The organism is Ornithinibacillus halotolerans, assembly GCF_014637405.1.
In the GTDB taxonomy this organism is placed as follows: Bacteria; Bacillota; Bacilli; order Bacillales; family Amphibacillaceae; genus Ornithinibacillus; species Ornithinibacillus halotolerans.
In genome coordinates this window covers 38,561-63,334 of sequence record NZ_BMEY01000014.1, presented here as the reverse complement: position 1 = coordinate 63,334, position 24,774 = coordinate 38,561, and the positions used below count along the sequence as shown (strand labels likewise).

The 24,774-nt window shown below is 34.6% G+C and carries 25 protein-coding genes; 21 read left to right on the top strand and 4 right to left on the bottom strand.

All coding sequences use genetic code 11. The features are described 5' to 3' along the window. Positions 1-147 precede the first annotated feature (147 nt). Positions 148-750: a 30S ribosomal protein S4 gene (gene rpsD / locus IEV35_RS13500; protein WP_188385190.1), complete on the bottom strand. Its 603-nt coding sequence runs from the start codon at positions 748-750 to the stop codon at positions 148-150. Positions 751-1,083: 333 nt separating this feature from the next. Here rpsD and IEV35_RS13495 point away from each other — a divergent pair, with 333 nt between their 5' ends. After that, on the top strand, positions 1,084-2,976 hold the full coding sequence (locus IEV35_RS13495) for a sensor domain-containing diguanylate cyclase (RefSeq protein WP_188385189.1): 1,893 nt from the start codon (positions 1,084-1,086) through the stop codon (positions 2,974-2,976). 33 nt (positions 2,977-3,009) lie between these two features. Here the strand turns inward: IEV35_RS13495 and msrC are convergent, their stop codons facing one another. Further along, positions 3,010-3,489, bottom strand: a complete 480-nt coding sequence (msrC, locus tag IEV35_RS13490; RefSeq protein WP_188385188.1) for a free L-methionine (R)-S-oxide reductase MsrC — start codon at positions 3,487-3,489, stop codon at positions 3,010-3,012. A gap of 163 nt (positions 3,490-3,652) precedes the next feature. Here msrC and refZ point away from each other — a divergent pair, with 163 nt between their 5' ends. The 10 genes from refZ to IEV35_RS13440 all read left to right on the top strand — a co-directional run bounded on the left by refZ (position 3,653) and on the right by IEV35_RS13440 (position 13,161). Next, positions 3,653-4,261, top strand: coding sequence for a forespore capture DNA-binding protein RefZ (refZ, locus tag IEV35_RS13485; protein ID WP_188385187.1), 609 nt, complete (start codon positions 3,653-3,655; stop codon positions 4,259-4,261). A 225-nt stretch (positions 4,262-4,486) separates the two neighbouring features. Next, a complete protein-coding gene (ezrA, locus tag IEV35_RS13480; protein ID WP_188385186.1) occupies positions 4,487-6,178 on the top strand; it encodes a septation ring formation regulator EzrA in 1,692 nt (563 codons plus the stop codon). A 120-nt stretch (positions 6,179-6,298) separates the two neighbouring features. Next, the gene (locus IEV35_RS13475; RefSeq protein WP_188385185.1) at positions 6,299-7,438 is read left to right on the top strand and encodes a cysteine desulfurase family protein; all 1,140 of its coding nucleotides are present in this window, start codon (positions 6,299-6,301) and stop codon (positions 7,436-7,438) included. 5 nt (positions 7,439-7,443) lie between these two features. Beyond that, the gene (gene thiI / locus IEV35_RS13470; protein ID WP_188385184.1) at positions 7,444-8,646 is read left to right on the top strand and encodes a tRNA uracil 4-sulfurtransferase ThiI; all 1,203 of its coding nucleotides are present in this window, start codon (positions 7,444-7,446) and stop codon (positions 8,644-8,646) included. A gap of 95 nt (positions 8,647-8,741) precedes the next feature. Next, entirely contained in the window at positions 8,742-8,945 is a 204-nt protein-coding gene (locus IEV35_RS13465; protein WP_188385183.1) for an alpha/beta-type small acid-soluble spore protein, read from the top strand. 132 nt (positions 8,946-9,077) lie between these two features. Further along, positions 9,078-9,680: a DUF2953 domain-containing protein gene (locus IEV35_RS13460; RefSeq protein ID WP_188385182.1), complete on the top strand. Its 603-nt coding sequence runs from the start codon at positions 9,078-9,080 to the stop codon at positions 9,678-9,680. Positions 9,681-9,694: 14 nt separating this feature from the next. Beyond that, entirely contained in the window at positions 9,695-10,276 is a 582-nt protein-coding gene (gene ytfJ / locus IEV35_RS13455) for a GerW family sporulation protein (RefSeq protein ID WP_188385181.1), read from the top strand. Between the two features lie 72 nt (positions 10,277-10,348). Beyond that, on the top strand, positions 10,349-10,849 hold the full coding sequence (tpx, locus tag IEV35_RS13450; protein ID WP_188385180.1) for a thiol peroxidase: 501 nt from the start codon (positions 10,349-10,351) through the stop codon (positions 10,847-10,849). A gap of 125 nt (positions 10,850-10,974) precedes the next feature. Beyond that, positions 10,975-11,967: a class I SAM-dependent methyltransferase gene (locus IEV35_RS13445; RefSeq protein WP_188385179.1), complete on the top strand. Its 993-nt coding sequence runs from the start codon at positions 10,975-10,977 to the stop codon at positions 11,965-11,967. A 6-nt stretch (positions 11,968-11,973) separates the two neighbouring features. Beyond that, positions 11,974-13,161 (top strand): acetate kinase, encoded by a 1,188-nt coding sequence (locus IEV35_RS13440; RefSeq protein WP_188385178.1) that lies wholly within the window; start codon positions 11,974-11,976, stop codon positions 13,159-13,161. Positions 13,162-13,209: 48 nt separating this feature from the next. Here IEV35_RS13440 and IEV35_RS13435 read toward each other — a convergent pair whose 3' ends face one another. Next, positions 13,210-13,644, bottom strand: coding sequence for a universal stress protein (locus IEV35_RS13435; RefSeq protein ID WP_188385177.1), 435 nt, complete (start codon positions 13,642-13,644; stop codon positions 13,210-13,212). A 117-nt stretch (positions 13,645-13,761) separates the two neighbouring features. Between IEV35_RS13435 and IEV35_RS13430 the strand changes: the two genes are divergently transcribed. Further along, positions 13,762-13,917: a hypothetical protein gene (locus IEV35_RS13430; protein WP_188385176.1), complete on the top strand. Its 156-nt coding sequence runs from the start codon at positions 13,762-13,764 to the stop codon at positions 13,915-13,917. A gap of 137 nt (positions 13,918-14,054) precedes the next feature. After that, on the top strand, positions 14,055-15,170 hold the full coding sequence (gene ald, locus IEV35_RS13425) for an alanine dehydrogenase (RefSeq protein WP_188385175.1): 1,116 nt from the start codon (positions 14,055-14,057) through the stop codon (positions 15,168-15,170). 45 nt (positions 15,171-15,215) lie between these two features. On the opposite strand, the gene IEV35_RS13420 is transcribed toward ald, so the two are convergent. Further along, positions 15,216-16,313, bottom strand: a complete 1,098-nt coding sequence (locus IEV35_RS13420; RefSeq protein WP_188385174.1) for a M24 family metallopeptidase — start codon at positions 16,311-16,313, stop codon at positions 15,216-15,218. Positions 16,314-16,450: 137 nt separating this feature from the next. On the opposite strand from IEV35_RS13420, the gene IEV35_RS13415 reads away from it, so the two are divergent. The 8 genes from IEV35_RS13415 to IEV35_RS13380 all read left to right on the top strand — a co-directional run bounded on the left by IEV35_RS13415 (position 16,451) and on the right by IEV35_RS13380 (position 24,735). Then, a complete protein-coding gene (locus IEV35_RS13415) occupies positions 16,451-17,116 on the top strand; it encodes a PspA/IM30 family protein (RefSeq protein ID WP_188385173.1) in 666 nt (221 codons plus the stop codon). A 115-nt stretch (positions 17,117-17,231) separates the two neighbouring features. Then, positions 17,232-17,912, top strand: a complete 681-nt coding sequence (locus tag IEV35_RS13410; protein ID WP_188385225.1) for a metal-dependent hydrolase — start codon at positions 17,232-17,234, stop codon at positions 17,910-17,912. Between the two features lie 28 nt (positions 17,913-17,940). Next, entirely contained in the window at positions 17,941-18,147 is a 207-nt protein-coding gene (locus IEV35_RS13405) for a hypothetical protein (protein ID WP_188385172.1), read from the top strand. A gap of 161 nt (positions 18,148-18,308) precedes the next feature. After that, positions 18,309-19,067 (top strand): prepilin peptidase, encoded by a 759-nt coding sequence (locus IEV35_RS13400; RefSeq protein WP_188385171.1) that lies wholly within the window; start codon positions 18,309-18,311, stop codon positions 19,065-19,067. Between the two features lie 210 nt (positions 19,068-19,277). Then, the gene (locus tag IEV35_RS13395; RefSeq protein ID WP_188385170.1) at positions 19,278-20,789 is read left to right on the top strand and encodes a G5 domain-containing protein; all 1,512 of its coding nucleotides are present in this window, start codon (positions 19,278-19,280) and stop codon (positions 20,787-20,789) included. A 24-nt stretch (positions 20,790-20,813) separates the two neighbouring features. Then, positions 20,814-22,469 (top strand): GspE/PulE family protein, encoded by a 1,656-nt coding sequence (locus tag IEV35_RS13390; protein WP_188385169.1) that lies wholly within the window; start codon positions 20,814-20,816, stop codon positions 22,467-22,469. 11 nt (positions 22,470-22,480) lie between these two features. Then, on the top strand, positions 22,481-23,521 hold the full coding sequence (locus IEV35_RS13385) for a type IV pilus twitching motility protein PilT (RefSeq protein WP_188385168.1): 1,041 nt from the start codon (positions 22,481-22,483) through the stop codon (positions 23,519-23,521). Positions 23,522-23,523: 2 nt separating this feature from the next. Beyond that, a complete protein-coding gene (locus IEV35_RS13380) occupies positions 23,524-24,735 on the top strand; it encodes a type II secretion system F family protein (RefSeq protein ID WP_188385167.1) in 1,212 nt (403 codons plus the stop codon). Positions 24,736-24,774 lie beyond the last annotated feature (39 nt).

The window sequence follows — 24,774 nt, the reverse complement described above, 5'->3', positions numbered from 1 at the left end:
TAAATTCAAGAAAATTTAAAAAATATGTTCGTATGAAAGTACATTCTAAGGAATTAATAGAAGTATTCGTTTTTTAATGTACGTAAAAAAACCCAAAAGCAATTGTAAACAATAGCTTTTGGGTTTTGTGTAGGTTGAATTAATCTCTTAACGAGAGTAGAACTCAACGATTAACTGTTCTGTGATTTCAGATGGTAATTCAGAACGTTCTGGTAAACGGTTGAATGTACCTTCTAATTTATCAGCATCAAATGTTAAATATTCTGGTACGAAGTTATTCACTTCAATTGCTTCTTTCACGATATCAAGGTTTCTTGATTTTTCGCGAAGACCAATTGTTTGACCAGGTTTAACTAAGAATGATGGAATATCAACGCGTGATCCATCAACTGTTACGTGACCGTGGTTTACAAGCTGACGTGCTTGTCTGCGAGTACGTGCAAGACCTAAACGATAAACTAGGTTATCAAGGCGAGTTTCAAGAAGTACCATGAAGTTTTCACCGTGAACACCTTTCATTTTACCAGCTTTATTAAATAGAGTACGGAATTGACGTTCGTTCAATCCATACATAAAGCGTAGTTTTTGTTTTTCTTGTAATTGTAGACCATACTCAGAAAGCTTTCTGCGTTGGTTTGCTCCATGTTGCCCAGGAGCATAAGGGCGTTTATCTAGCTCTTTGCCAGTTCCAGTTAATGAAATGCCAAGACGACGTGATTTTTTCCATACAGGACCAGTATAACGTGCCATAATTGCATTTCCTCCTTTTATTTTATTTGCATAAAATAAAATCAACCGTGATTCGTTCCAAAGGCCATTTTGTTTTCATGTACCATCGCTCCAGCAGCAGAGAGTTACACGATACACCTCATATGGAGGAACAAAATGAACCAAGTGGTGATTCACTTAGGCTGCCGTATTATTTTACACAAAGAGTAGTATATAATTTTTCGGATAGAAAGTCAACATTTTCATTTTCATATGAAATAATTACGGATAAATTAACAAATTATTACACGAAAGTAAAAATATCAATTATAATAAAGTATATATCTTTTTTCAAATACTTAATAGGTGATTAATATGGACGAAAATAATCTAATAGATAAATTAAAAATCACATACTATGATTTACTAACAACGTCTAAAAGTAAAGAATATTTTTTCGTTAAGTTAGCAGAAGAGACACAAGCACTATTAAATACCCTATTTATAAGTATTTATATATACAACGATCATAAAAATCTCTTTCAATTAGTATGTAAATCAAGTAAATTAGAGGAATTAAGTTTTACCGATGTCATTTGTGATAAGAATAATCATATTCAAAATAGTATATTACAAAAGAAAGTAATTGAATTAGAAAAGGAAGATTTAATTACTAATAAACTACATAATTTTGACATCGTTACAATTCCATTAAGTCCATCAAACGGACCAATGGGTTTAATCGTGTTCGGAATTCAATCACCTAATGATCTTATCTTCAAAACTAATCTAATAAATTCCATTCAAGTTAATTTGAATGAATTAATTCACTTAGTTTATAAACTGGATTCATCGGTCCCACGATTGGATAAATATAAACAATTATACGAAGCATCACAAAAGTTTTCCGTTCTAAATAATACAAGCGAAGTCTTATCAGAAATAAATGAAAGCATAAAAAAAATATATCCTCAATTCGAATATATTCTTTTGTTATCACAAGATTTTGATGAGACGAAAGGATTACCTGTTGAATCAATTGAATTAAATGATGATTCACTTAGTTCTAAGGTTTTTTTAAGTGGTAAATTATTAATCGATAAAACTAACCATACAACATATATTTATGCCCCTTTAAAGGGATGTCAAGGGGTGTATGGGGTAATCAAACTCCTAACTTCCAAACAAATTAAATTCTCTGAAAGTGATAAGTACTTTTTAGAGGAATTTGCTAACATTGCTGGAAGAACATTTGAAAATATTAGTTTATATCAATATTCAACTCATCTTGTAGCTGATTTAAAACTAGTAAATGATTTAACGCACCAATTAAATTCAAGCCATGATTTAGTTGAGATAACTCAATTAGTTAGAGAAAAAATTGTACAAGTTTGTAAGCCGGGAGAAATAGGGTTTGTCTATAAGAAAAAGGAAACAACTCAGCAATTCGAATTACTCGAGGGAAGTACTAAATTCTTTGAAACAATAGAAGGACGTAGTTTTATAAGAGATTTGGCACAAGAAATATCAAGAAAAAAAGAAGCTATCTTTATCGGTGAGTATAATAATGATGAATATTACTCGTATCATTCCGTCATGGCTTTTCCTATGGAGAACTTAGGAGATATTAATGGTGTTGTGTTTGTCCTCCATCCAGAAGCATATGCTTTTTCTTTTGACCAATTTAAATTGCTACAGTCGATCATTCGCCATTCCACATTAGCAATAGTTAATACAATTTTAAAGGATCGTTTAGAAAAAGTAGCATCAACCGATTATTTAACGCAGTTGTATTCAAGAAATTATTTAGATGAAAGAATCGTTGAACATATGAATAAAGGAGAACTAGGAACGTTAATTTTATTCGATATCGATAATTTCAAGAAAGTGAATGATAAATTTGGCCATTATATAGGAGATGAAGTACTCAAGCAAGTTGCCAATATTATTATTTCAACTATTGACGAACGAGATATAGCTGCTAGATGGGGAGGAGAAGAATTAGCTATCTATCTTCCGAATACCGAGTTGAATGCAGGTGTTCAACTTGCAAGGAATATTAATAACCAGGTTGAGAATTTCACTGAGCCACAGGTTACATTATCGGCTGGAGTTTCGTCATGGTCAGCAATGGAAGAAGATACACCAAAGAAATTTTTTGTAAGGGCCGACAAAGCACTTTATGAAGCGAAAAGTTACGGAAAAAATTGCGTGGTAAAGTATAGCATCGAGGACGAAAAGAATGAAGCTGTCCATATAAAAAGTTAGAGGATGTCGATAAAAGAGACATCCTCTAATCAATTACAAATGCTTAATTAACTCATTTACAAGTTTTTCTAAATAAAGTTGATCTGTTTCATCAAATCGATCAAGAATCGGACTGTCGATATCCAATACCCCAAAAACATTGCCATCTTTAATAATCGGAATAACAATTTCAGATTTACTTGCACTATCACATGCAATATGACCAGGGAATTGATCAACGTCTGCAATCCTTTGAGTACTACGTTTTTTTACAGCTGTACCACAGACACCTTTACCATAAGGAATACGAATGCAAGCTGGTAACCCTTGAAAAGGTCCTAAAACAAGTTCATCATCTTTCCATACATAAAATCCAACCCAGTTTATGTCTGATAAAAATTGATTTAATAGTGCTGATGTATTAGATAAATTGGCAACAACATCAGTTTCACCATCTAATAGAGCGTTCAGTTGTTTTAATAAAAGCTCGTAGTCCTTTTCTTTATTACCTGAATAATTAGTTGTTTGAAACATATGAATCCCTCCTATAAATTAAAAAACAAATGTCATAAACCTAACAAACTTGTATCAAACTTACATAAACATCTGAAAGATTAAGAGTTTATATGCAGGAAATAACATTTTTTTGTCGTATTTATATCATAAGACTGTTTGATTATGAAAGGAGTTGATCCGATTGGAAGATACCCCAACAAAACGAAAAGTGATGGACGCTGCATCATTACTTTTTTATCAAAAAGGATTCCATGGTACTTCTGTTCGAGATATTGCTGAAAAAGCTTCTGTAAATCTATCTTCAATTAGTTATTATTTTAAAGGAAAGCAAGGGCTTTTAGAATATGCAGTATCAAACTATTATGAAGAATATTTAGCTGTTATCGAATCAACCCTGGAAGAATCAAATGATATTACGCCTCTTGAAAAAATTAAAAAATTAATACATCAAATTATACATTATAAGCATTCAAATCTTCAATTATCTTGTTTTATACACCGTGAATTGTCAATGGATTCCGTATTTGTAAGGGAAATGGCAGTTACATATCTTGCTAAGGAAAACTTTATTATTGGTAATTTGTTTTCTGAGTTATTTAAAGATAAGCAGAAGAAAAGGAAAACAATGGACAAGCAATTCTTGTTAATGCAATTAAAAGGGATGTTAGTAACTCCTTACATTTTACACAATGAATGGAAAGAGCAAGTAATAGGGGAATACTCGCATGCTCTCTTTGTTAAACAATATGTACGGACAATCCACAATTGGTTGGATTACATTACAGACTAGATGAATTTGACCAACTGTCGAAAATTAAAACGTTTTTTAGAGAAAACTAATATTCAAATTACACGGTAATACAATATCTGACAAAAAACACTATTTTTATTAGATTTTTTTAGCCAAAATCGGTGTATACATGGTATTATGATTATAGTAAACTAGCTTAATATACTTATTTCAAATTGTACTTATAGATGGATTTTTCTGTTGATTTTTTTAGGGGGCTTTTCTATGGAATTTATTATCGGAATTATACTTGGAATTATTGCACTTATTATTATAAGCCTTATCATGAGAAAACAAGTTTACGATGCCGTTGACCGACTTGAAAGTTGGAAGTTAGATATAATGAATCGTAATGTGTCTGCTCAATTAAGAAGAATTAAATCATTAAATTTGTCTGGGGAGACACAAGAAAGATTTGAATCATGGAAAGAACGTTGGGAATTTATCCTTGCTAAAGATCTCCCGGAAATAGAAGAGTATCTATTTGATGCGGAAGGAGCAGCAGATAAGTTTCGTTTTTCAACTGCCAAGCATACACTTCGTAAAATTGACCAAAACCTTCAAACGATAGAAAAAGATATTGAAAAGATTCTCATCGAACTAGATGAATTAGTTGAGTCCGAAGAATCTAGCCGAAAAGAAGTAGAGTATATCGAACCAACCATAAGAACATTGAAGAAAAATATAGCTCAGAATAGATTCCAATTTGGAAAGGCAGAAGTTCGCTTTGAAGTGGAACTGGATGAGTTAGATGAAGGTCTAGAACAATACAATGAATTAGTTGATACTGGTAATTACACGGAAGCAAAAGAACTTGTTGATACATTAAAGGCAAGGTTAGAACAATTAGAAATAGAAATAGAAGAATTTCCTGAAATCTATCGAATTTGTAAACAGGAGCTTCCTTCACAAATCGATGATTTATATGCTGGTATAAAAGAAATGAAAGAATCTGGATTCCGAATTGAACATCTTGGATTCGAAAAAGAATTACAAGGCTATCAACAACGATTGTTGGATTGTGTGAATAGCCTGGAAAAAGGTCAATCATCAGAAGTGAAAGAATTGACAGTGGAGATTGAAGAAAGAATTCAAGAAATGTATCAGCTATTAGAGAAAGAAGCAATAGCAAAAAACTATATGGAAACAAAAGTATCTGGATATGGACAATCTATTCAAGAAATTGCTGCCTCTTTTGATGAAACAAAAAATGAAGTAGAACGATTGAAATATACGTATTACTTTGACGATCAAGATATGGAAAAGTTTCTAGCATTAGAAAAGAATATTACTCAATTACAGAAGGTATATGAAGAAGTACGAGTTGGGTTAGAAGAGAAAGAGACACCTTATTCTGAGTTGAGAGATATTCTAGAATTAGGTTTAAATAAACTTAATGAAATTGTCGAAGAACATAACGATTTTAAAACGAGTGTAAATAATTTACGAAAAGATGAAATTGAAGCAAAAGAAAAGTTAACTGATATTCGTGAGCAAATTAATAACACACATCGAAAAATTAACAAAAGTAATATTCCAGGTGTGCCAAGTTTTATTTGGAATTCAATGGACGAAGCACTTGAAAAAAGTAACCAAGTATTAATATCTTTAGAAAAAAGTCCATTAGATATTTCTGAAGTAAGAAAGTCATTGGAAAGTGCAAAAGCAGCAGTTGATTTATTAATGGAAAAAACAGATGTAATGCTTGACCAAGCATACTTAACAGAACAAGTTATTCAATATGCGAACCGTTATAGAAGTATGTATCCACTTCTTGCTGCGAAGTTATCCGAAGCGGAAACGCTATTTAGAAATTATGAATATGAAGTTGCATTAGAACAAGCTGCTCGTGCATTAGAAGAAGTGGAGCCAGGAGCATTAAAACGAATTGAAGAGAATCAGTTAATTTTAAAGTAATAGTCGCTAAGGCTGCTTTATGGAATTTAATTCCTAAAGACAGCCCTTTAGTTTTTTAATAGGTAAATTTTTATAAAATATTGAAACAAATTTCTATGTTTATTTAATGGAGGGTTTACTGTGATATATCTTGATAATAGTGCAACAACAAAACCGCATCCAGAAGTGTTAAAAAGTTTTGAGCAAGTTTCAACTAATTTTTTTGCAAATCCATCTTCTATCCATCAGCTTGGTGGTGATACGGAGAAATTACTAATAAAATCCAAACAACAAATAGCCAATCTATTACAAGTGAAAGATGATGAAATCATTTTCACTTCTGGCGGTACAGAAGGAAATAATATCGCAATTAAAGGAATTGCCTTACAGCACCAAGGAAGAGGTAAACATATTATTACAACAGAAATTGAACACCCTTCCGTATTCGAAGCTTGTAAAAGCTTAGAGTCTTTAGGATTTCAAGTAACATATCTACCAGTTAATCGTGATGGAATTGTTTCTGTAGAAGACGTGGAAAGTGCTATAACAAATGAAACAATTCTAATTAGTGTCATGCATGTAAATAACGAAATAGGTACTATTCAACCGGTCAAAGAAATCGGGGAATTAGCTAAAAAGCACCCGAAGCTATTCTTTCATGTTGACCATGTACAAGGACTTGGAAAACTTGACCTTCAGCTGAACGATAGTGGCATTGATCTATGTACGATGTCCGGTCATAAAATTCATGGGTTAAAAGGTACTGGAGTGCTGTATTGCAGAAGCGGGGTTAAGTTATTCCCTTTATTCCATGGAGGGGAACAAGAATTTAAAGTTCGCTCAGGTACAGAGAATCTAGCAGGTGCAGTTTCATTTGTTAAAGCACTTCGTTTAATTAAAGAACGGCAGAAGAATCAAGTTCAACAATTACAGGCGTTGTCTCAATACCTCCGTCAGGAACTTAAGAAAATAGATGAAATAATGATAAATACACCTGAAAATGCTGCACCACATATCGTGAACTTTTCAATTCCTGGGTTAAAACCGGAAGTAATGATTCATACTTTAGGGAAACAAGGTATTTTTATTTCAACGAAATCTGCGTGTTCCTCTAAAGATTTAGATGAAAGTAGAATTGTAAAAGCTTGTGGATATGATTCAACAAGATCCAAATCAGCACTTCGAGTAAGTTTGTCTTATGATAATACGATGGAAGAAATAAGAATTTTTGTTAGTAAATTAAAAGAAGCACTAAATCAACTAAAAGATGTAATGGAGTAGATGAAATGCAATATGATCATATATTAATACGTTATGGAGAATTATCATTAAAAGGAAAAAATCGTAAAAAGTTTGTAGAACGACTACAACAAAATATCCAGCAAAAATTGACCGAATTTCCACTTGTGAAAGTTAAACGTACGCAAGGTAGAATGTTCGTTCTTTTAAATGGAACAGAACCGAATGCCGTAATGGATAAAGTTAAGAATGTATTTGGGATTCATAGCTTAAGTTTAGCCATTAAAGTAGAAAATGAATTGGAAAAGATTAAAGATGCTGCATTATATGCTTTAACTAATGCAGAGAATGTAAAAACTTTTAAAATAACTGTAAAACGGATTAACAAAGGATTTCCGGTACGTTCGCAAGAATTAAATCAAATTCTTGGTGGACATCTTTTATCAAACACAGATGGTATTACAGTTGATGTTCATCATCCTGATGTAGAAGTGAAAGTTGAAATTCGAGGAGAAGCAACGTATATTACTTCCGGTGTTGTTCGAGGTGCAGGAGGACTTCCAGTTGGTACTTCTGATAAAACATTATTACTTCTTTCAGGAGGGATAGATAGTCCAGTTGCCGGTTATCTAGCAATGAAACGCGGCGTACAAATTGAAGCGATTCATTTTGAATCCCCACCGTTTACAAGTGACCGAGCAAAACAAAAGGTAATTGACTTAGCCGAAAAACTTACAAGATATGGCTCAAGTATTAAAATTCACGTCGTACCATTTACAAAATTACAACAACGAATCTTCCAAGAAACACCTGATGGTTATGGTATGACAGTGATGAGACGAATGATGCTTAGAATTAGTGAAAGAGTATGTCAGCAACAAGGTATTTTATCGATGACGACTGGAGAAAATTTAGGTCAAGTCGCTAGTCAAACAATGACTAGTATGAACACGATTAATGAAGTAACGAATTATCCAATTATTAGACCACTCGTTACAATGGATAAAGATGAGATTATCGATATTTCAAAAACAATCGACACATTTAATATTTCGATTCGTCCTTATGAGGACTGTTGCACGATATTTGTTCCGAAAGCACCAAAAACAAAACCAAAACGCGAACGCGTCAATTATTATGAATCGAAATTTGATTATGAAGAATTAATTCAAGAAGCAATCGATGGTATTGAGATAATTAAAGTCTCTGACCAAAAGAAAGAAGAAGACGCGTTTGAAGGGTTGTTTTAGACTAGTCCGATATAATTCCAACACTTTCCAACAAATTAAATGAATGATTCACCTCCAAACTACACATTATAAGCGTACCAAGGAGGTGAAATACCATGGCAAACAACAATAACTCAAATCAACTAGTCGTACCTGGTGCTCAACAAGCATTAGATCAAATGAAGTATGAAATTGCTCAAGAATTTGGTGTTCAACTTGGTGGTGACACAACTTCTCGTGCTAACGGTTCTGTTGGTGGAGAAATCACTAAGCGTTTAGTTCAAATGGCTGAACAACAGTTTGGTGGATATAACGGTTAATAACAATTAAATAGGATAAATGGCTAAGGGCTGTTCTCTTCGGAGGGCAGTCCTTTTAAGCTTTCCAGAAGAAAATGCATAAAATTGGAAACATGTGGCAATCTAATTTTATTACGTGTTGGAGATGACAATATGGGTTGGATTATTACTATTGTAGTATTAATTATTTTATTTGTTATATTATTACTTTTCCATTTGAAAATTAGAATTCAATATATTTTTCAAAAAAATAATCATCATATTGTTATTCATATTTACTATTTAAAACTACGAATTCTTCATCGAAAAATTAAATTGGATGAACAAGCTCCGGATGAAAGTGAATTCATATTAGATTTATACGAAAAACTAAAAGATGAATCAGGAAGGAAGGAATTAAAAGAATTAGTAGAAGATGTCATTTCGCAGATAAAAGATACAGCGAATATCTTATTTATCTTACTAAAAAGTATAACAATCCATCAATTAATCTGGAAAACACATATTGGTACCGGAGATGCAAGTTCCACAGGGATATTATCTGGAGGTGTATGGATGATTAAAGGAACTCTCGTTGGAACATTAAACGAGCTTACCCATCTTAAAAGTAATCCTCAAATATCCGTCATCCCCCACTTTCAACAAAGAGGCCTATACTCAGAAGTTGATTGCATTGTATCTATACGATTAGGAAAAGCTATACAGAGAGCTTTGTATATTTCTCGAAAAATAAGTATGAATGAAGTATATAGTTAAAAGGAGGATATCCAATGGATGAACATCCTATTCAAGGGTTAATGACAACAGCAATGGAAAATTTAAAGGATATGATTGAGGTAAATACAATCGTAGGAGACCCAATAGAATCTCCTGATGGAAGTGTCATCATCCCTGTTTCTAAAGTAGGTTTTGGCTTTGCTGCAGGTGGTACAGAATTTATGCCAAGTGGAGGAAGCTCTCAAGGTGGAGATAGTGAGAGTAGTAGCAGTAGTGAAGCAGTTTTTCCTTTTGGTGGTGGTAGTGGTGGAGGTGTCTCTATTACTCCAGTAGCATTTTTGATCGTAAGTGCGAAAGGGATTAAAATGGTACACCTGGATGAAAACACCCATATATATGAAAAGTTACTGGACTTTGCTCCGAAAGCAGTTGAAAAAATTCAACAATTATTAAAAGAAAGCGAAATCGGAAGAGGAGGTTCAGACAAAAAAGAGAAACAGAAAGAAAAACACGAAGAAAAAAGCAGTCGTAAGAAAGATGAGAAAGAGAGTTCGGAAAAAGAAGATAAAAAACAAAAATCTGAGGATGAAGACGAGTCAAAGAAAGATGAATCTCCATCGATATATGATATATAATTCACAAGACTTGGTAATTAGAGGATAAATTTACTATAATAGAATTAATCACTCAGGAAAGGGAGGAGTAATATGGTACAAGTTACTTTTGGTGGAGATCCGGTTACATTATTAGGTAGCGAGTTAAAAGTAGGGGATCAGGCACCAGATTTTACAGTGTTAAATAATGATCTAGAAGAAAAAACTCTTTCAGATTACAAAGGGAAGATTAAATTAATAAGTGTAGTTCCTTCGATTGATACTGGAGTATGCTCTATTCAAACAAATCGTTTCAACGAAGAAGCAAAACAGTTAGAAAATGTACAAGTTTTAACGGTTAGTATGGATTTACCTTTTGCTCAAAAGCGTTGGCGTGAAGTAAACAATGTCGAGAGTTTGAATTTACTTTCCGATCATAGAGAAGGTAACTTTGGTGAGAATTATGGCGTGTTAATAAAAGAATTGCGTTTGTTAGCTCGTTCTATCTTTGTTGTTGATTCCAATGATAAGGTTACATATGTAGAATATGTTAATGAAGTGACGAACCATCCAGACTATGATAAAGCTCTAGAAGCAGCAAGAAAAGCCGAATAATGTATAAAAGTCTCCTAAATGAGGGAGGCTTTTATTATTTGTTTAAATCTGTTATAAACATTATTTTGTACAGTTCACCTATGATTTGGTACAATATAACAGGTTCGATGAACGGAGGAATGACTATGGAAAAAACGAAGGTTGAGTATTTATTTGAATGGATGGACGAAACTACAAAGACAATTGAGAGCCATTTACATGAGCCTTATTTAGATAGTTTAATTATCACACTTGAAACATTATTTTTCCAAGGGGCGGATGAGTCACTTGATGACATACTAACTCATAAATTACATAATGCAATAGAGAAGATCAAGTTAGAAGAATATGACACATCGGAAATAAGAAAAGCGATCCAATTCTCTATTCTAAAAGGTATGAAAGATAATACACAACAGCAACACTTGATTACACCAGAAGCAATTGGGCTAGTTATAGGATATATAGCACAAAAACTAATGGTAAATTACAAACAGGTGAGAGTCTTTGATCCAGCATCAGGGACTGGGAATTTATTAACAACCGTAATTTCGCAATTAGAAAAAGAAACAGAAGCATACGCTAGTGAAGTAGATCCTACATTGTTACAACTAGCTCTAGTAAGTGCAAATTTACAAAAAACAACGATTGAATTTTTCCATCAAGATAGTCTTCGTCCGTTTTTATTAGATCCAGTTGATTTAATTGTCTCGGATTTACCAGTTGGCTATTATCCAGATGATATTCGTGCGAGTACGTTTGAATTAAAAGCAGAGGAAGGACATTCCTTCTCTCATTTATTATTTATTGAACAAAGCATGAATTATACGAATCCAGGTGGTTATTTAGTATTAATGGTTCCTAATTTTATTTTTGATGGAGAAGGTTCTGATAAGTTTCACGCATTTATTCAGAAAAATGCACATATCATTGGGGTTATCCAGTTACCAGATAGTGCATTCCAGTCTAAGAAAAATGCAAAATGTATTTTAATCCTGCAAAAGAAAGGGAACAATACAGAAGGACCTAAACAACCATTATTAGCACAACTTCCATCATTAAAAAATTCCCGTGCAATGGAAGATATCCTAGGGAAAATGAATAATTGGTTTGTAGAATATCATGAACAACAGGAGTGAACAACCGTGAAAAATGTTTTAGCAATCAATGCTGGGAGTTCTTCATTAAAGTTTCAACTCATTCAAATGCCAGCAGAAACAGTAGTAGCGAAAGGATTAGTAGAAAGAATTGGCTTACCTGAATCTATATTTACAATTGAAATAAATGAGAATAAAGATAAAACTACTACGAATATCCCGAATCATGAAGTTGCAGTTGAAATGCTGCTAGCAAAACTAACTCAATCAGGAGTTATTCAGTCCCTTGAGGAGATTGATGCAGTTGGACACCGAGTAGTACATGGTGGAGAGAAATTTAATGATTCAGTTTTAGTTACAGATGAAGTAATTAAGGAAATTGAGGAAGTGTCAGAACTTGCACCTCTTCACAATCCGGCAAACTTAACAGGAATTCGTGCGTTTAAGGAGATTTTACCTAATATCCCGATGGTAGTTGTGTTCGACACAGCCTTTCACCAAACGATGGCACCAAGTGCTTATTTGTATAGTTTGCCATTTGAGTATTATAAGAAATATGGTATTCGAAAATATGGCTTCCATGGCACATCACATAAATATGTGTCTCAACGAGCTGCGGAAATGTTGGATAAGCCAATTGAAGAATTACGTTTAATCTCTTGTCACTTAGGAAATGGGGCAAGTGTTGCTGCAATTAAAGGTGGTAAGTCCATCGATACTTCTATGGGCTTCACACCATTAGCAGGAGTAACTATGGGAACCCGTTCAGGTAATATTGACCCAGCTTTAATCCCTTATATTATGGAAAAAACAGGAAAGACAGCGGAAGAAGTAGTGAATGTTTTAAATAAAGAAAGTGGTATGCTTGCCTTATCTGGGTTCTCAAGTGATTTAAGAGATATAGAAGAACAGGCGCAATCGAATGAACGTGCTGAATTAGCACTAGATGTGTTTGCCGCAAGAATCCATAAATATATTGGCTCTTATGCTGCAAGAATGTCTGGATTAGATGCAGTTATTTTCACGGCAGGTGTCGGAGAAAATAGTGATGTTATTCGAGCAAAAGTTTTAAATGGTTTAGAATTCATGGGAATTTATTGGGATCCAATGTTAAATCAAACAGCAAGAGGGAAAGAAAAGTTCATTAGCTACCCACATTCCCCAGTAAAAGTAATGGTCATCCCAACAAACGAAGAAGTAATGATAGCAAGAGATACAGTAAGACTTTCTAAATAAAGAAAAAGGTTTTGGTGTAATTAAACACCAAAACCTTTTTTATTTTCTTTATCTAACAACCAATACATCACATGGTGCATATCTTGTAATGCCTTCTGAAACACTTCCAATTAAAAAACGTTCCACTGCATTCATTCCTGTAGCACCACAAATAATTAAATCAATTTCAAACAATTTCGGTATATCTTTCGTAATCTTCACTTTCGGTGAACCATATTCAATACAACGGGAGATATTTGTAATTCCGACTTCAGTTGCACTCTCCACATAACTGTCGACAAGATCTTTTGCATATTCTTCAGCTTGTTCTGCTAATGTTCCATTATAGGAATCAGCATAAGCAAACGAACGATACTCAATAACATGTGCAATAATTAAATGAGCATTATTTCTTTTCACAATGTCTAATGCTTTGTTAAATGCATTTTCAGAAGCTTTCGACCCATCAATGGCTACTAAAATATTTTTATATTCGGTATTCATTTTATTCTCCCCTTTCTTAAGTACAATTTAATTATAACGTAAAAACGCTTTCATTTGGTAAAACTAGCCATGCTTTTAATGACAAATTAAGTACAAACTATAAATGGAGGTGATTCCATGGCTAAGAAAAATAATAAACACAAATTAGTGGAAGACCCAAGTGGTGTATCCGCTGTAAAAAACCAGCTCTTTGAGAGTTATCAAAGTGGTGCTGTTGAAGATCAACTGCATAATAACAAAAGTATATGGACATTTAATAATCGTAAAAATTAATATAGGTTTAATAAACAATCTATCTTAGAAATAAGGTAGGTTGTTTATTCATTTTACAGTATGTTAATAATAGTATTAATATTAAATATTAATTATAATGTAGAGGGTTACAATTTATAAAAGGGAAGGTGTTCCAATTGAAGATCGGGATTCCAAAGGAAATTAAAAATAATGAAAATAGAGTTGCTATAACTCCAGCTGGGGTACTTACCTTAAAAAATGCTGGTCATGAAATATATATCGAAACAGAAGCTGGATTGGGGTCTGGATTTGCAGATGAAGAATATATCGATGCAGGGGCAGTAATTGTAAATAATCCAAAAGATGCTTGGGCACAGGAAATGGTCTTGAAAGTAAAGGAACCACTCCCAGAAGAATATGATTACTTTTATGATGGACAAATTTTATTTACATACTTACATTTAGCAGCAGAGCCTGAATTAACTCGTAAGTTATTAGAAAAGAAGGTTATTGGATTAGCTTATGAAACGGTTCAAGCAGCAAATGGTACATTACCATTATTAACTCCGATGAGTGAAGTTGCAGGTAGAATGGCCGCTCAAATTGGTGCACAGTTCCTTGAAAAACCTAAAGGTGGAAAAGGTATATTACTCGCAGGGATTCCAGGAGTAAAACGTGCCAATGTGACGATTATTGGTGGTGGGGTAGTTGGAATGAATGCTGCTAAGATTGCAGTTGGTCTTGGTGCGAATGTAACGATATTAGATTTAAATCCAGATCGGCTTCGATATCTCGATGATACGTTCGGTTCTTCAATAAATACAATGATGTCAAACCCGATGAATATAGCAGAATGTGTAGCCCAATCGGATTTAGTAATTGGAGCTGTGCTTATCCCTGGAGCAAAAGCACCAAAATTAGTTACCGAAGAAATGGTAAAGAGAATGTCAGAGGGCTCTGTAATCGTTGATGTGGCGATTGATCAAGGCGGAATTTTTGAAACAAGTGACCGAATTACGACCCATGACAATCCAACCTATACGAAACACGGTGTGCTACATTATTCCGTTGCAAATATGCCAGGTGGAGTACCAAGAACCGCAACGATAGGATTAACGAATGTAACCATTCCTTATGCACTTCAAATTGCTAATAAAGGTTATCGTGACGCATGTGTGAGTAATCCAGCCTTACTAAAAGGATTAAATACAATGGGTGGCTATGTCACCTATAAAGCAGTAGCTGATGCTCATAGTTTAGAATATAAAGATCCAAGTGATGTGTTCGTGTAATATAAAAAGGGGTACACTCAAAAATTAGAGAGTACCCCTTAATACTTATTCAATAATCTGTAATTCCTTAGGAAACTTCGTTAATATTTCTGCACCATCTTTAGTCATGAAAATCATGTCTTCAATTCGAACTCCTGCTACTTTAGGTACATAGATTCCAGGTTCAATCGTATAACACATTCCCTCTTGGAGTGGTAATGTATTATTCCCATGTAACGAAGGATATTCATGTGTTTCGATACCGAGTCCATGTCCGATTCGATGGTTAAAATATTGTCCGTATCCACAAGACTCGATATGATCGCGGGCAGCTTTATCAATATTACCTACTGCGTTCCCAAGAAGAGAAGCTTCTATTGCTTTTAATTGACCTTCTAAAACGGTATTATAGATTTTTTGTTGTTCTTCATTGACTGACTTATATGCAACAGTTCTTGTAATATCGGAACAATACCCTTCATATATTACCCCTAGGTCAAATAAAACCAAATCTCCAGGAACTAGTTTTCGTGATCCGGGTGTACCGTGTGGAGATGCTGCTTTATCACCGAACAAGACCATTGTGGAGAATGACATAGCTTGTACACCTTGTTTTTTTAGTTCGTATTCAATTTCAGCAATTACTTCAAGCTCGGTAATCCCTTCTTTTAAGGCTTGAATTCCTGTTTGAATACCGAAATCTGCAAGTTCTGCAGCTTTCTTTAAAGATTCGTATTCATTAGTTGTTTTAATTACTCGTAATAATGCTAATACTTCTTGTGCATTTTTAATCTCTGTACTTGGAAGAATTTCTTTTAAGCTTGAATACCTACTTAATGATAGATAATCTTCTTCGACACCAAGTGATTGGGGTATTTTTCCATTCTCTTTTAGAAATGTTAAAAATAGTTCCCAAGGATTTTCGTGATCATGATAATCTATCATGGCATAACTCCATCCTGCAGCTTTTGCATCTTCTGCTTCCATGGCTGGGAGGATGAGAATAGGATCATGATGTAACGTTGCGTATACAGCAACAACTCTTTCATGTGGATCAGTATAATAATTACTTACATAGTAGATATTTGCTGGGGATGTAATTAATATACTGTCTAATTGATTTTTGGATAGTTCTTGTACTAATGCTTCCATTCTATTTGACATTCATATCACCTCATTTAATACTATCATTATAAACGTACAAAGAAATAATTCCAACTTTGAAAAAAAATATGAAACCATTCTGTTTTTTTATCGTATAAAAGGTAGAAAGTAAAATTTAAATTATATGGAGGGTGCTTATGTTTAAATTTTTTAAGAGAGTGAAGACAGTTGTTAGCTCTGAATTAAATGCGATGCTAGATAAAGCAGAAGATCCGGTGAAAATGTTAGATCAATTTTTACGGGACATGGGTGAAGATATTCGCGAGGCAGAGGCTGCAGTAGCGAAGCAAATTGCTAATGAAAAAATTCTAAAGCGTAAAGCAGAAGATGCCCAAGCAATGGTTGAGAAAAGGCAGTCACAAGCAGAGAAAGCAATCCTGGCTGGTGAGGATGACCTAGCTAGAAGAGCATTGCAAGAAAAGAATGATTATGAAAATCAAGCTAACTTATTACAACAATCCTATGAGCAAGCTGCCAACGACTCTCAAGTATTAAAGAGTAAGCTAGACGAAATGAAAAAAGAATATCAAGAAATGAATCTGAAGAAAGATTCCTTAAAAGCAAGAGCAGAGTCTGCAAAAACTCGTACGAAAATTAATCGCAGTATGTCATCAATTGGTGGCGATGAATCAAGACGTGGGTTTGAGCGTATGGAAGAGAAAGTATTACGTTATGAAGCGGAAGCAGAAACTACAGAAGATCTATCGACACAAAGTCGTACATTAGATGATGAATTTAGAAAATTAGATTCGAATGTGGATGATGAATTAGCAGCGTTAAAAGAATCATTAGGTAAAGAATAATAACGAAGGGCAGCATTTATAAAGAATGCTGTCTTTTATTGTTTAGGTAAGAAGGAATTCGTACATAAATGTAGAATGTAGAAATGAGAGAATGAATAGAAAGAGGGATGAAAAAATGAAAATATCTTATCACGGTCATGCAGTGGTAAAAATTGAAACAGATAATCATACTATTCTAATTGATCCTTTCATTACAGGAAATGGTTTATGCGATTTGAATGCTGAAGAAGTAAAAGCTGATGTTATTGTACTAACTCATGGCCATAATGATCATGTTGGGGACACGTTAGAAATAGCAAAAAGGAATAATGCTCAAGTAATTGCTCCGAATGAATTAGCCGTGTACTTAGGTTCGAAAGGTTTGAATGCTCATGGAATGAATATAGGTGGAGCATATGAGTTTGAATTTGGAAAAGTGAAATATACACAAGCTTTCCATAGTTCATCCTATGCAGAAGAGGATGGTACTACTGTGTATACGGGAATGCCTGCCGGTGTTATCTTAACAATTAGTGATAAGACTATTTATCACTTAGGTGACACAGCATTATTTACAGATTTAAAAATGTATGGAGAGATGCATAATATTGATCTTGCGTTTATTCCTATTGGGGATAATTTTACAATGGGGCCAGAGGATGCAGTAGTTGCAGCAGAATGGTTGCAAGCAAAAGTAGTTGTTCCCATCCATTACAATACGTTCCCAGTGATTGAGCAAGACCCGAATAAATTTGTTGCCAACCTCCGTACTGGTGAAGGAAAAGTGATGCAACCTGGGAGCGTTCTGGAATTATAATTGATTTTCTAGCTAAAGGAGTGTATTGATGGATTTTCTTAGCTGGAACGATTTTATCCAACCAACCAATCCATTAGCAGCATTGTTTTTTGGGATTATCTTCACGATTATTGTGACCACTTCAGCTTGGTTTGAATCAAAAGAGATAAAAACTGCAAGTATAGTATTTGGGATTGGGATTAGTGTTGTAGTCGTTGGTGTCATATTATTGCACGTATTTGGCTACTATAACTGATAGATAACAATTAAAATCTACCACTGTTCTATTATTTGATAGGACAGTGGTTATTTATTTACAAATATTAAGAAAATAGCCATAAATATCCATTAAATACGTAGTTCTATATGCCTAAAAATGATATAATGGAGTCATATTTTGGCGAAAGAGGTAGAGGTATGGAAGTTTTTGCAGTTCTATTTTTATTTATTATCGGTTTAACGTGCGGTTCCTTTTTCAATGTAGTTGGATTGCGTGTACCAAAGAAGATAACTTTTATGAATGATCGGTCAAAATGTCCTTCTTGTCGCCGTGAACTAGCCTGGTATGAGTTAATACCGGTGTTATCTTTTGTATTGCAAAAGGGGAAATGCCGGAACTGCGATATGAAAATATCATATATGTATCCTGTGATTGAATTACTTACGGGAATATTATTTGCATGGAGCTATATAATGATAGGTTTTAATTTTGAATTGTTGAAAGCGCTATTTCTTGTTTCCCTATGTGTAATTGTATTCGTCACAGATATGAAGTATATGCTTATACCGAACAAAATTTTACTATTCTTCTTACCATTCTTTGTGATTCTAAGTTTTATAGCACCATTAGAGCCATGGTGGTCTCCATTAGTTGGAGCGGCAGCAGGAATGGGAATCATTGCACTCATTATCATAGTAAGCCGTGGTGGTATGGGGGCTGGAGATATGAAGCTATTTGGTGTACTTGGAATCGTCTTAGGACTTGAAAAAGTACTTATAGCATTTTTTCTCTCCTGTTTGTTTGGAAGTGTAATTGGGATATTACTAATCTTGTTTAGAATTATTAAAAGAAAACAACCTGTTCCATTTGGACCATATATTGTGGTAGCAACATTGCTTACTTATTTTTTTGGAGATGACATAATTCAAGCATATTTGACATGGTTGAAAATATGATAGGGAACTGTCTTTGTTTTCCGAAAACTGTTGACAATTTATTTAACTACTGATAATCTACTATTGCTACTTACGAACTATCTTTAATCTAGTTCTAAAGTGCTAGACTGATAGGTTTTTCCTTTGGTATAGTATAATTCTCCTAGTTAACGGATAGTTTTATTTAGTTGAAATATACTATGCTTACAAATCGAAAAGGTGGATTTTGCTATGATTTTGTCAAAAAAAACTGTCACTTTTTCTATAATATTGTTACTTGTACTATTGATAATTGGGTACTTTACTTATCAAAGTTCTACAAAGTTCCCTAAGGGATCCCAAATTGCTAATGTTCTTGTTGAAGGGATGAATGAGAAAGAAGCAAGAGCAATGTTAGAGGAAAAAATTAACATGTGGGAATCGAATGAATACATATATGCAACAAGTGAATACGACGAAATTATGATTCCAAAAACGATATTTACATTTCAAATTGATGATACGTTAGAACAATTGAAACAAAGAACGAAAAGCTGGTTTCCATTATTTAAGAAATCGAATATGATTCAACCACTTGCCATTGAAGTGAATGAAGAAAGTGAAGACTTTAGAAATCTACCTTCTTACATAAATGTTAATGAGACATTATCGAATGCAAGTCTTATCGCTAGTAATTTAAGTGACAATGCAGTAGAACTAGTCTATTCTGCTGAGACACAAGAGAAATACACGACGGTTGCTTCTGAAGCTGTAGTGATTCCGAATGGATTTTCTTATTTACTTATCGATAACATGATTAAACAAATGCATGATACAGTGCTTGTTCCAAATGCAACGTTTTCCTTTATAGGAGCGCTGCCTGAGATGAAAGAGAATCAAACAGAAGAAATTAATTTTGTTGCTTCTCAATTATATCGTACAATTTTGCAATCCAATATCCTTGTACTAGAACGACATTCACAAGGAACCATTCCTGAATATACAGACCCCGGACTGGATGTCGCTATAAATCCAAGTGTAGATAAGGACTTCCTTATTTACAATCCAAATGAAACGGCTTTTAAACTGAATTTGGAAAGGGATGGAAGTGAATTCATAGTCTCTCTTCAATCCACTGCCGAAGTAGACTCATTAATAGTTCATTCCAATATCGTGGAAGAAGTAGAACCACGTACAATTTATCGTTATAGTAATGATTTAGCATATGGTCAGAGTGAGGTCATTCAAGAAGGTGCTCAAGGAGTGGAAGTAGAAGTTTATCAAACCGTACAAGGGAAAGAGCAATTAGTTAGTAAAGATTTCTACCCTCCAGAACCTAAGATCGTATTACTACCTATAAGTAGTGGGCTCTTAGCTGGTGATGAACGAATGACAGAATCCTATGAAGAAGGACAAAATATCACCGACAATACTCAACCGAATGAACAAACGAGTGATAATCGAAATGGCAATGTTGGTGTTCCACCTCCACCTAACGGGGATTCCATTCGTTCCATAACATTTTATGACTTTGTTATGAACTACTGTGAAAGCTTAGTAGAGAAAGTAGAGAATGGCTTAGAAAATAGTGGAGAAGAGTCTGGAAATGAGGCCTGTCTTGAGAACTTAGACAATAATCAGCTGCAATTATTACGGATCATTTGGTCAACTTATAATGAAGATGGTAGTGAAGAACAACAAGAGAATTCGGAAGAACAAGATAACGATGATGAAGTAGAAGAAAAAGAAATATACGTCAAATAGCACCTAATATGGAGGTGAGTTTAGATGGCAAGGAAAAGACTAGGCGATCTGTTAGTAAATGCTGGATTAATTAGTGATGAACAATTAGCAAATACACTTACGGATAAATCCCCTGATGAGAAATTAGGAGATGCCCTGTTGCGAGAAGGGTATATTACTGAACAACAATTAATTGAAGTGCTTGAGTTTCAATTAGGTATACCGCATGTCAACCTCTTTCAATATTCAATTGATGAGGATGCTGTTAATTTAGTTCCGAAAGAATTAGCAAAGCGATATCTCTTAATGCCTCTACGTATTGAAGGAAACAAATTATTTGTAGCAATGGCTGACCCAATGGACTATTTCGCTATGGAAGAATTAAGAATTGCGACAGGACTCCAAATTACACCTGGTATTGCTACAAAAGATTCTATTTACAGAGCTATTACTAAGCACTATGATTTGCAAGAATCTATTGAGGAGTTAATGGGTGATTACGCACCAGAAGAAGCAATAGATGAAACAGGAATTACAGATGAGGATTCTCCGATAGTTCGTCTGGTGAATCAGATTATAACAAATGCTGCTGCACAAAAAGCGAGTGATATTCATTTTGATCCACAAGAAGGGGAATTACGAGTTCGTTACCGTGTTGATGGAGTTTTACGGACGGAGCGGTCCCTTCCTAAATATATGCAAAGCATGCTAATCGCAAGGATAAAAATCATTAGTAATTTAAACATTACAGAAAGTAGAGTCCCACAAGACGGACGAGTGAAACTGGAGATTAACCATAAACCTTTAGATATCCGGGTAAGTACACTTCCATCGATTTATGGTGAAAAAGTAGTTATGCGTCTACTTGATATAGGAAATGCCTTAAATGATATATCAAAGTTAGGATTTACAGAAGAAAACTTTTCGAAGTTTGTAAAAATGATTGAAAAACCAAACGGTATTATTCTTATAACTGGTCCAACGGGTTCCGGGAAGTCATCCACACTATATGCTGCTTTAAACAGACTAAATAGTGAAAAAGTAAATATTGTTACAATTGAAGATCCCGTAGAGTATCAGTTAGATGGTATTAATCAAGTTCAAGTGAGAGAAGAAATCGGTATGACGTTTGCTACTGGACTTCGCTCCATTCTCCGACAAGACCCAGATATTATTATGATCGGAGAAATACGTGATTTTGAAACAGCTCAAATTGCTGTCCGAGCCTCCTTAACAGGACACCTTGTATTAAGCACGCTCCATACAAACAGTGCAGTAGATACATTAACACGATTGATTGACATGGGAGTAGAGCCATTTCTATTATCGTCTTCGTTAAATGGGGTAGTCGGACAACGTCTAGTAAGAAAAGTATGTAAGGATTGTAGTGAAACTAATCAACTAACCGAAAAAGAGAGAAAGTTATTTGCCAATGCTAGTATCGAAATTACGTCGATTCAACGTGGTACTGGCTGTGCAAGCTGTGGGATGACTGGGTATCGAGGCAGAATTGCTATTCATGAAGTACTTCCAATTGATGATCACATTCGCCGATTAATAATTAATGCAAGCACACGTTCCGAAATTTTGAAATATGTAAAACAACAAGGGATGCGTTTTCTACTCGATGATGGCCTTCACAAAGTGGCCCAGGGGTTAACAACAACCGAAGAAGTACTACGAGTCGTGTCATCCAATTAGGGGGTAAATAGATGCCATATGATATCAATGACTTATTGCAAATAGCTTATTACCAAGAAGCATCTGATTTACATATTACCGTCAATTCCCCCCCTGTTTATAGAATTCATGGGAAATTAACTCGCCATGGTGAAGATGTATTGACGAAAGAAGATACAGAAAATCTCGCCAAAGAATTATTGTCTAGTTCAGAGTGGGAGCATCTCATGAAAATGGGGGAGATTGACTCTTCCTATAGTATAGAAGATGTATCACGCTTCCGTATTAATGTGTTTACACAATTAGGAAATATAAGTATTGTTGCCCGGGTCATACCTAAAGAGATACCTACGATTGAAGAGTTGATGATGCCGAGCATTTTACAGCAATTAGCATTAAAGCCTCAAGGATTAATTTTAGTTACAGGTCCTACTGGTTCAGGTAAATCAACAACACTTGCTTCCATGATCAACTACGTGAATCGTTATAAGGCGAAACATATTATTACGCTAGAGGACCCAATTGAATTTGTGCATGAACACGGGAAGTCGATCATTAATCAACGAGAAGTAGGGAAAGACACAGAAAGTTTTGCTAATGGATTACGTGCTGCCCTTAGACAGGATCCAGATATTATCTTAGTCGGAGAAATGCGCGATCATGAAACGATTTCAACGGCACTTACCGCGGCTGAAACTGGACATTTAGTTTTAGCAACTTTACATACGAATAGTGCGTCCCAGACCATTAATCGGATTATTGACGTGTTTCCACCACATCAACAAAGCCAAATTCGCATTCAGTTGGCATCCGTTCTAGCCGGGATTATTTCCCAACGATTAGTTCCTAAGTCTGATGGACAAGGCCGAGTGGCAGCAACAGAAATATTAATCAATATGCCCTCTGTAGCAAATTTAATACGGAATGAAAAAGTAGACCAAATTAAGAATATCTTACAAACGTCTCGTGCTGCTGGAATGCATACGATGGAGATGTCTGTTAAAGAGTTATTGCAAAAAGGCATGGTCAATTATGATGATGTACAAGAAATGTTTTCTATTGCAGGTGATTAAGAATGCCAGTTTATAAATATGTCGGACGAACGTCAAAAGGAATCATGAAGAAAGGGACGATTGAGAGTGTTTCGCGTTCCCAAGCTATTGCTGCGATTCGTGAAAAAGGCATTAGCCCTCGTGAAGTAACGGAGACGAAAGCAACAATATTTAACCGTGATCTTGCAATTGGTGGTAATAAGGTAAAGACAGAGGATTTTGTTATTTATTGCCGTCAGTTTGCTACATTAATTCGAGCTGGTATTTCTATTGTAGAAGCTACAAATATAATGGCTGAACAGACGGAGAGTAAAGGGTTAAGTAAAGCACTGTATGCGGTTGAGTCTGATCTTAGAGAAGGACAAGCATTTTCCGACGCGGTACAAAATCATTCTAAAGTGTTTCCTTCATTGTTTGTAAACATGGTTAGAGCTGGTGAAGCTACCGGTAATATTGATGATACATTGGACAGACTAGCTACTTATTATGAGAAACAAAATAATATTAAGAAAAAAGTACAATCAACTATGGCTTATCCAATTGTGTTATCGATTATTATTGTAGCGGTTGTAGTTTTCTTAATGGTATCGATCGTTCCAAGTATTACTGCAACTTTTGAATCTTTTGGCGGAGAACTTCCGTTTGTTACCCAATTAGTGATGAATCTTAGTGAATTTGTACAAAACTCTTGGTGGTTAGGACTTCTATTAATATTAATAATCATTGGTGTATTTATGTTTCTATATAAAAATGATAAAAAGTTCAACTATGCAGTCCATGTCGTATTATTTAAACTTCCGATCTTTGGAAAGCTACTACAAAAATCGGCAATAGCAAGACTGACCCGAACTTTATCATCACTAGTTTCCAGTTCTGTCCCAATCTTAAAAGCACTAACTATTGTGGAGAAAGTTGTTGGTAATCCAGTTATCGGTAGAGTAATTTTAGCATCTCGTGACAGTCTAGAAATAGGGAGAGCTCTATCCGAACCGTTAAAGAAAAGCTGGGTGTTCCCACCGTTAGTTACTCAAATGATAGCTATTGGCGAACAAAGTGGCCAACTGGACTTAATGCTTTCAAAAGTTGCCGATTTCTATGAAGAAGATGTGGACCGAACAGTGGACACATTAAAGTCGCTTATCGAGCCATTAATGATCGTAGTATTAGCTGGTGTAGTAGGCTTCATTGTAATTGCAATCATGGTTCCAATGTTTAGCATCTATCAAAACGTTTAAGGAGGTGAAGTAACAAAAGAATATATTGTTTTAATGCTT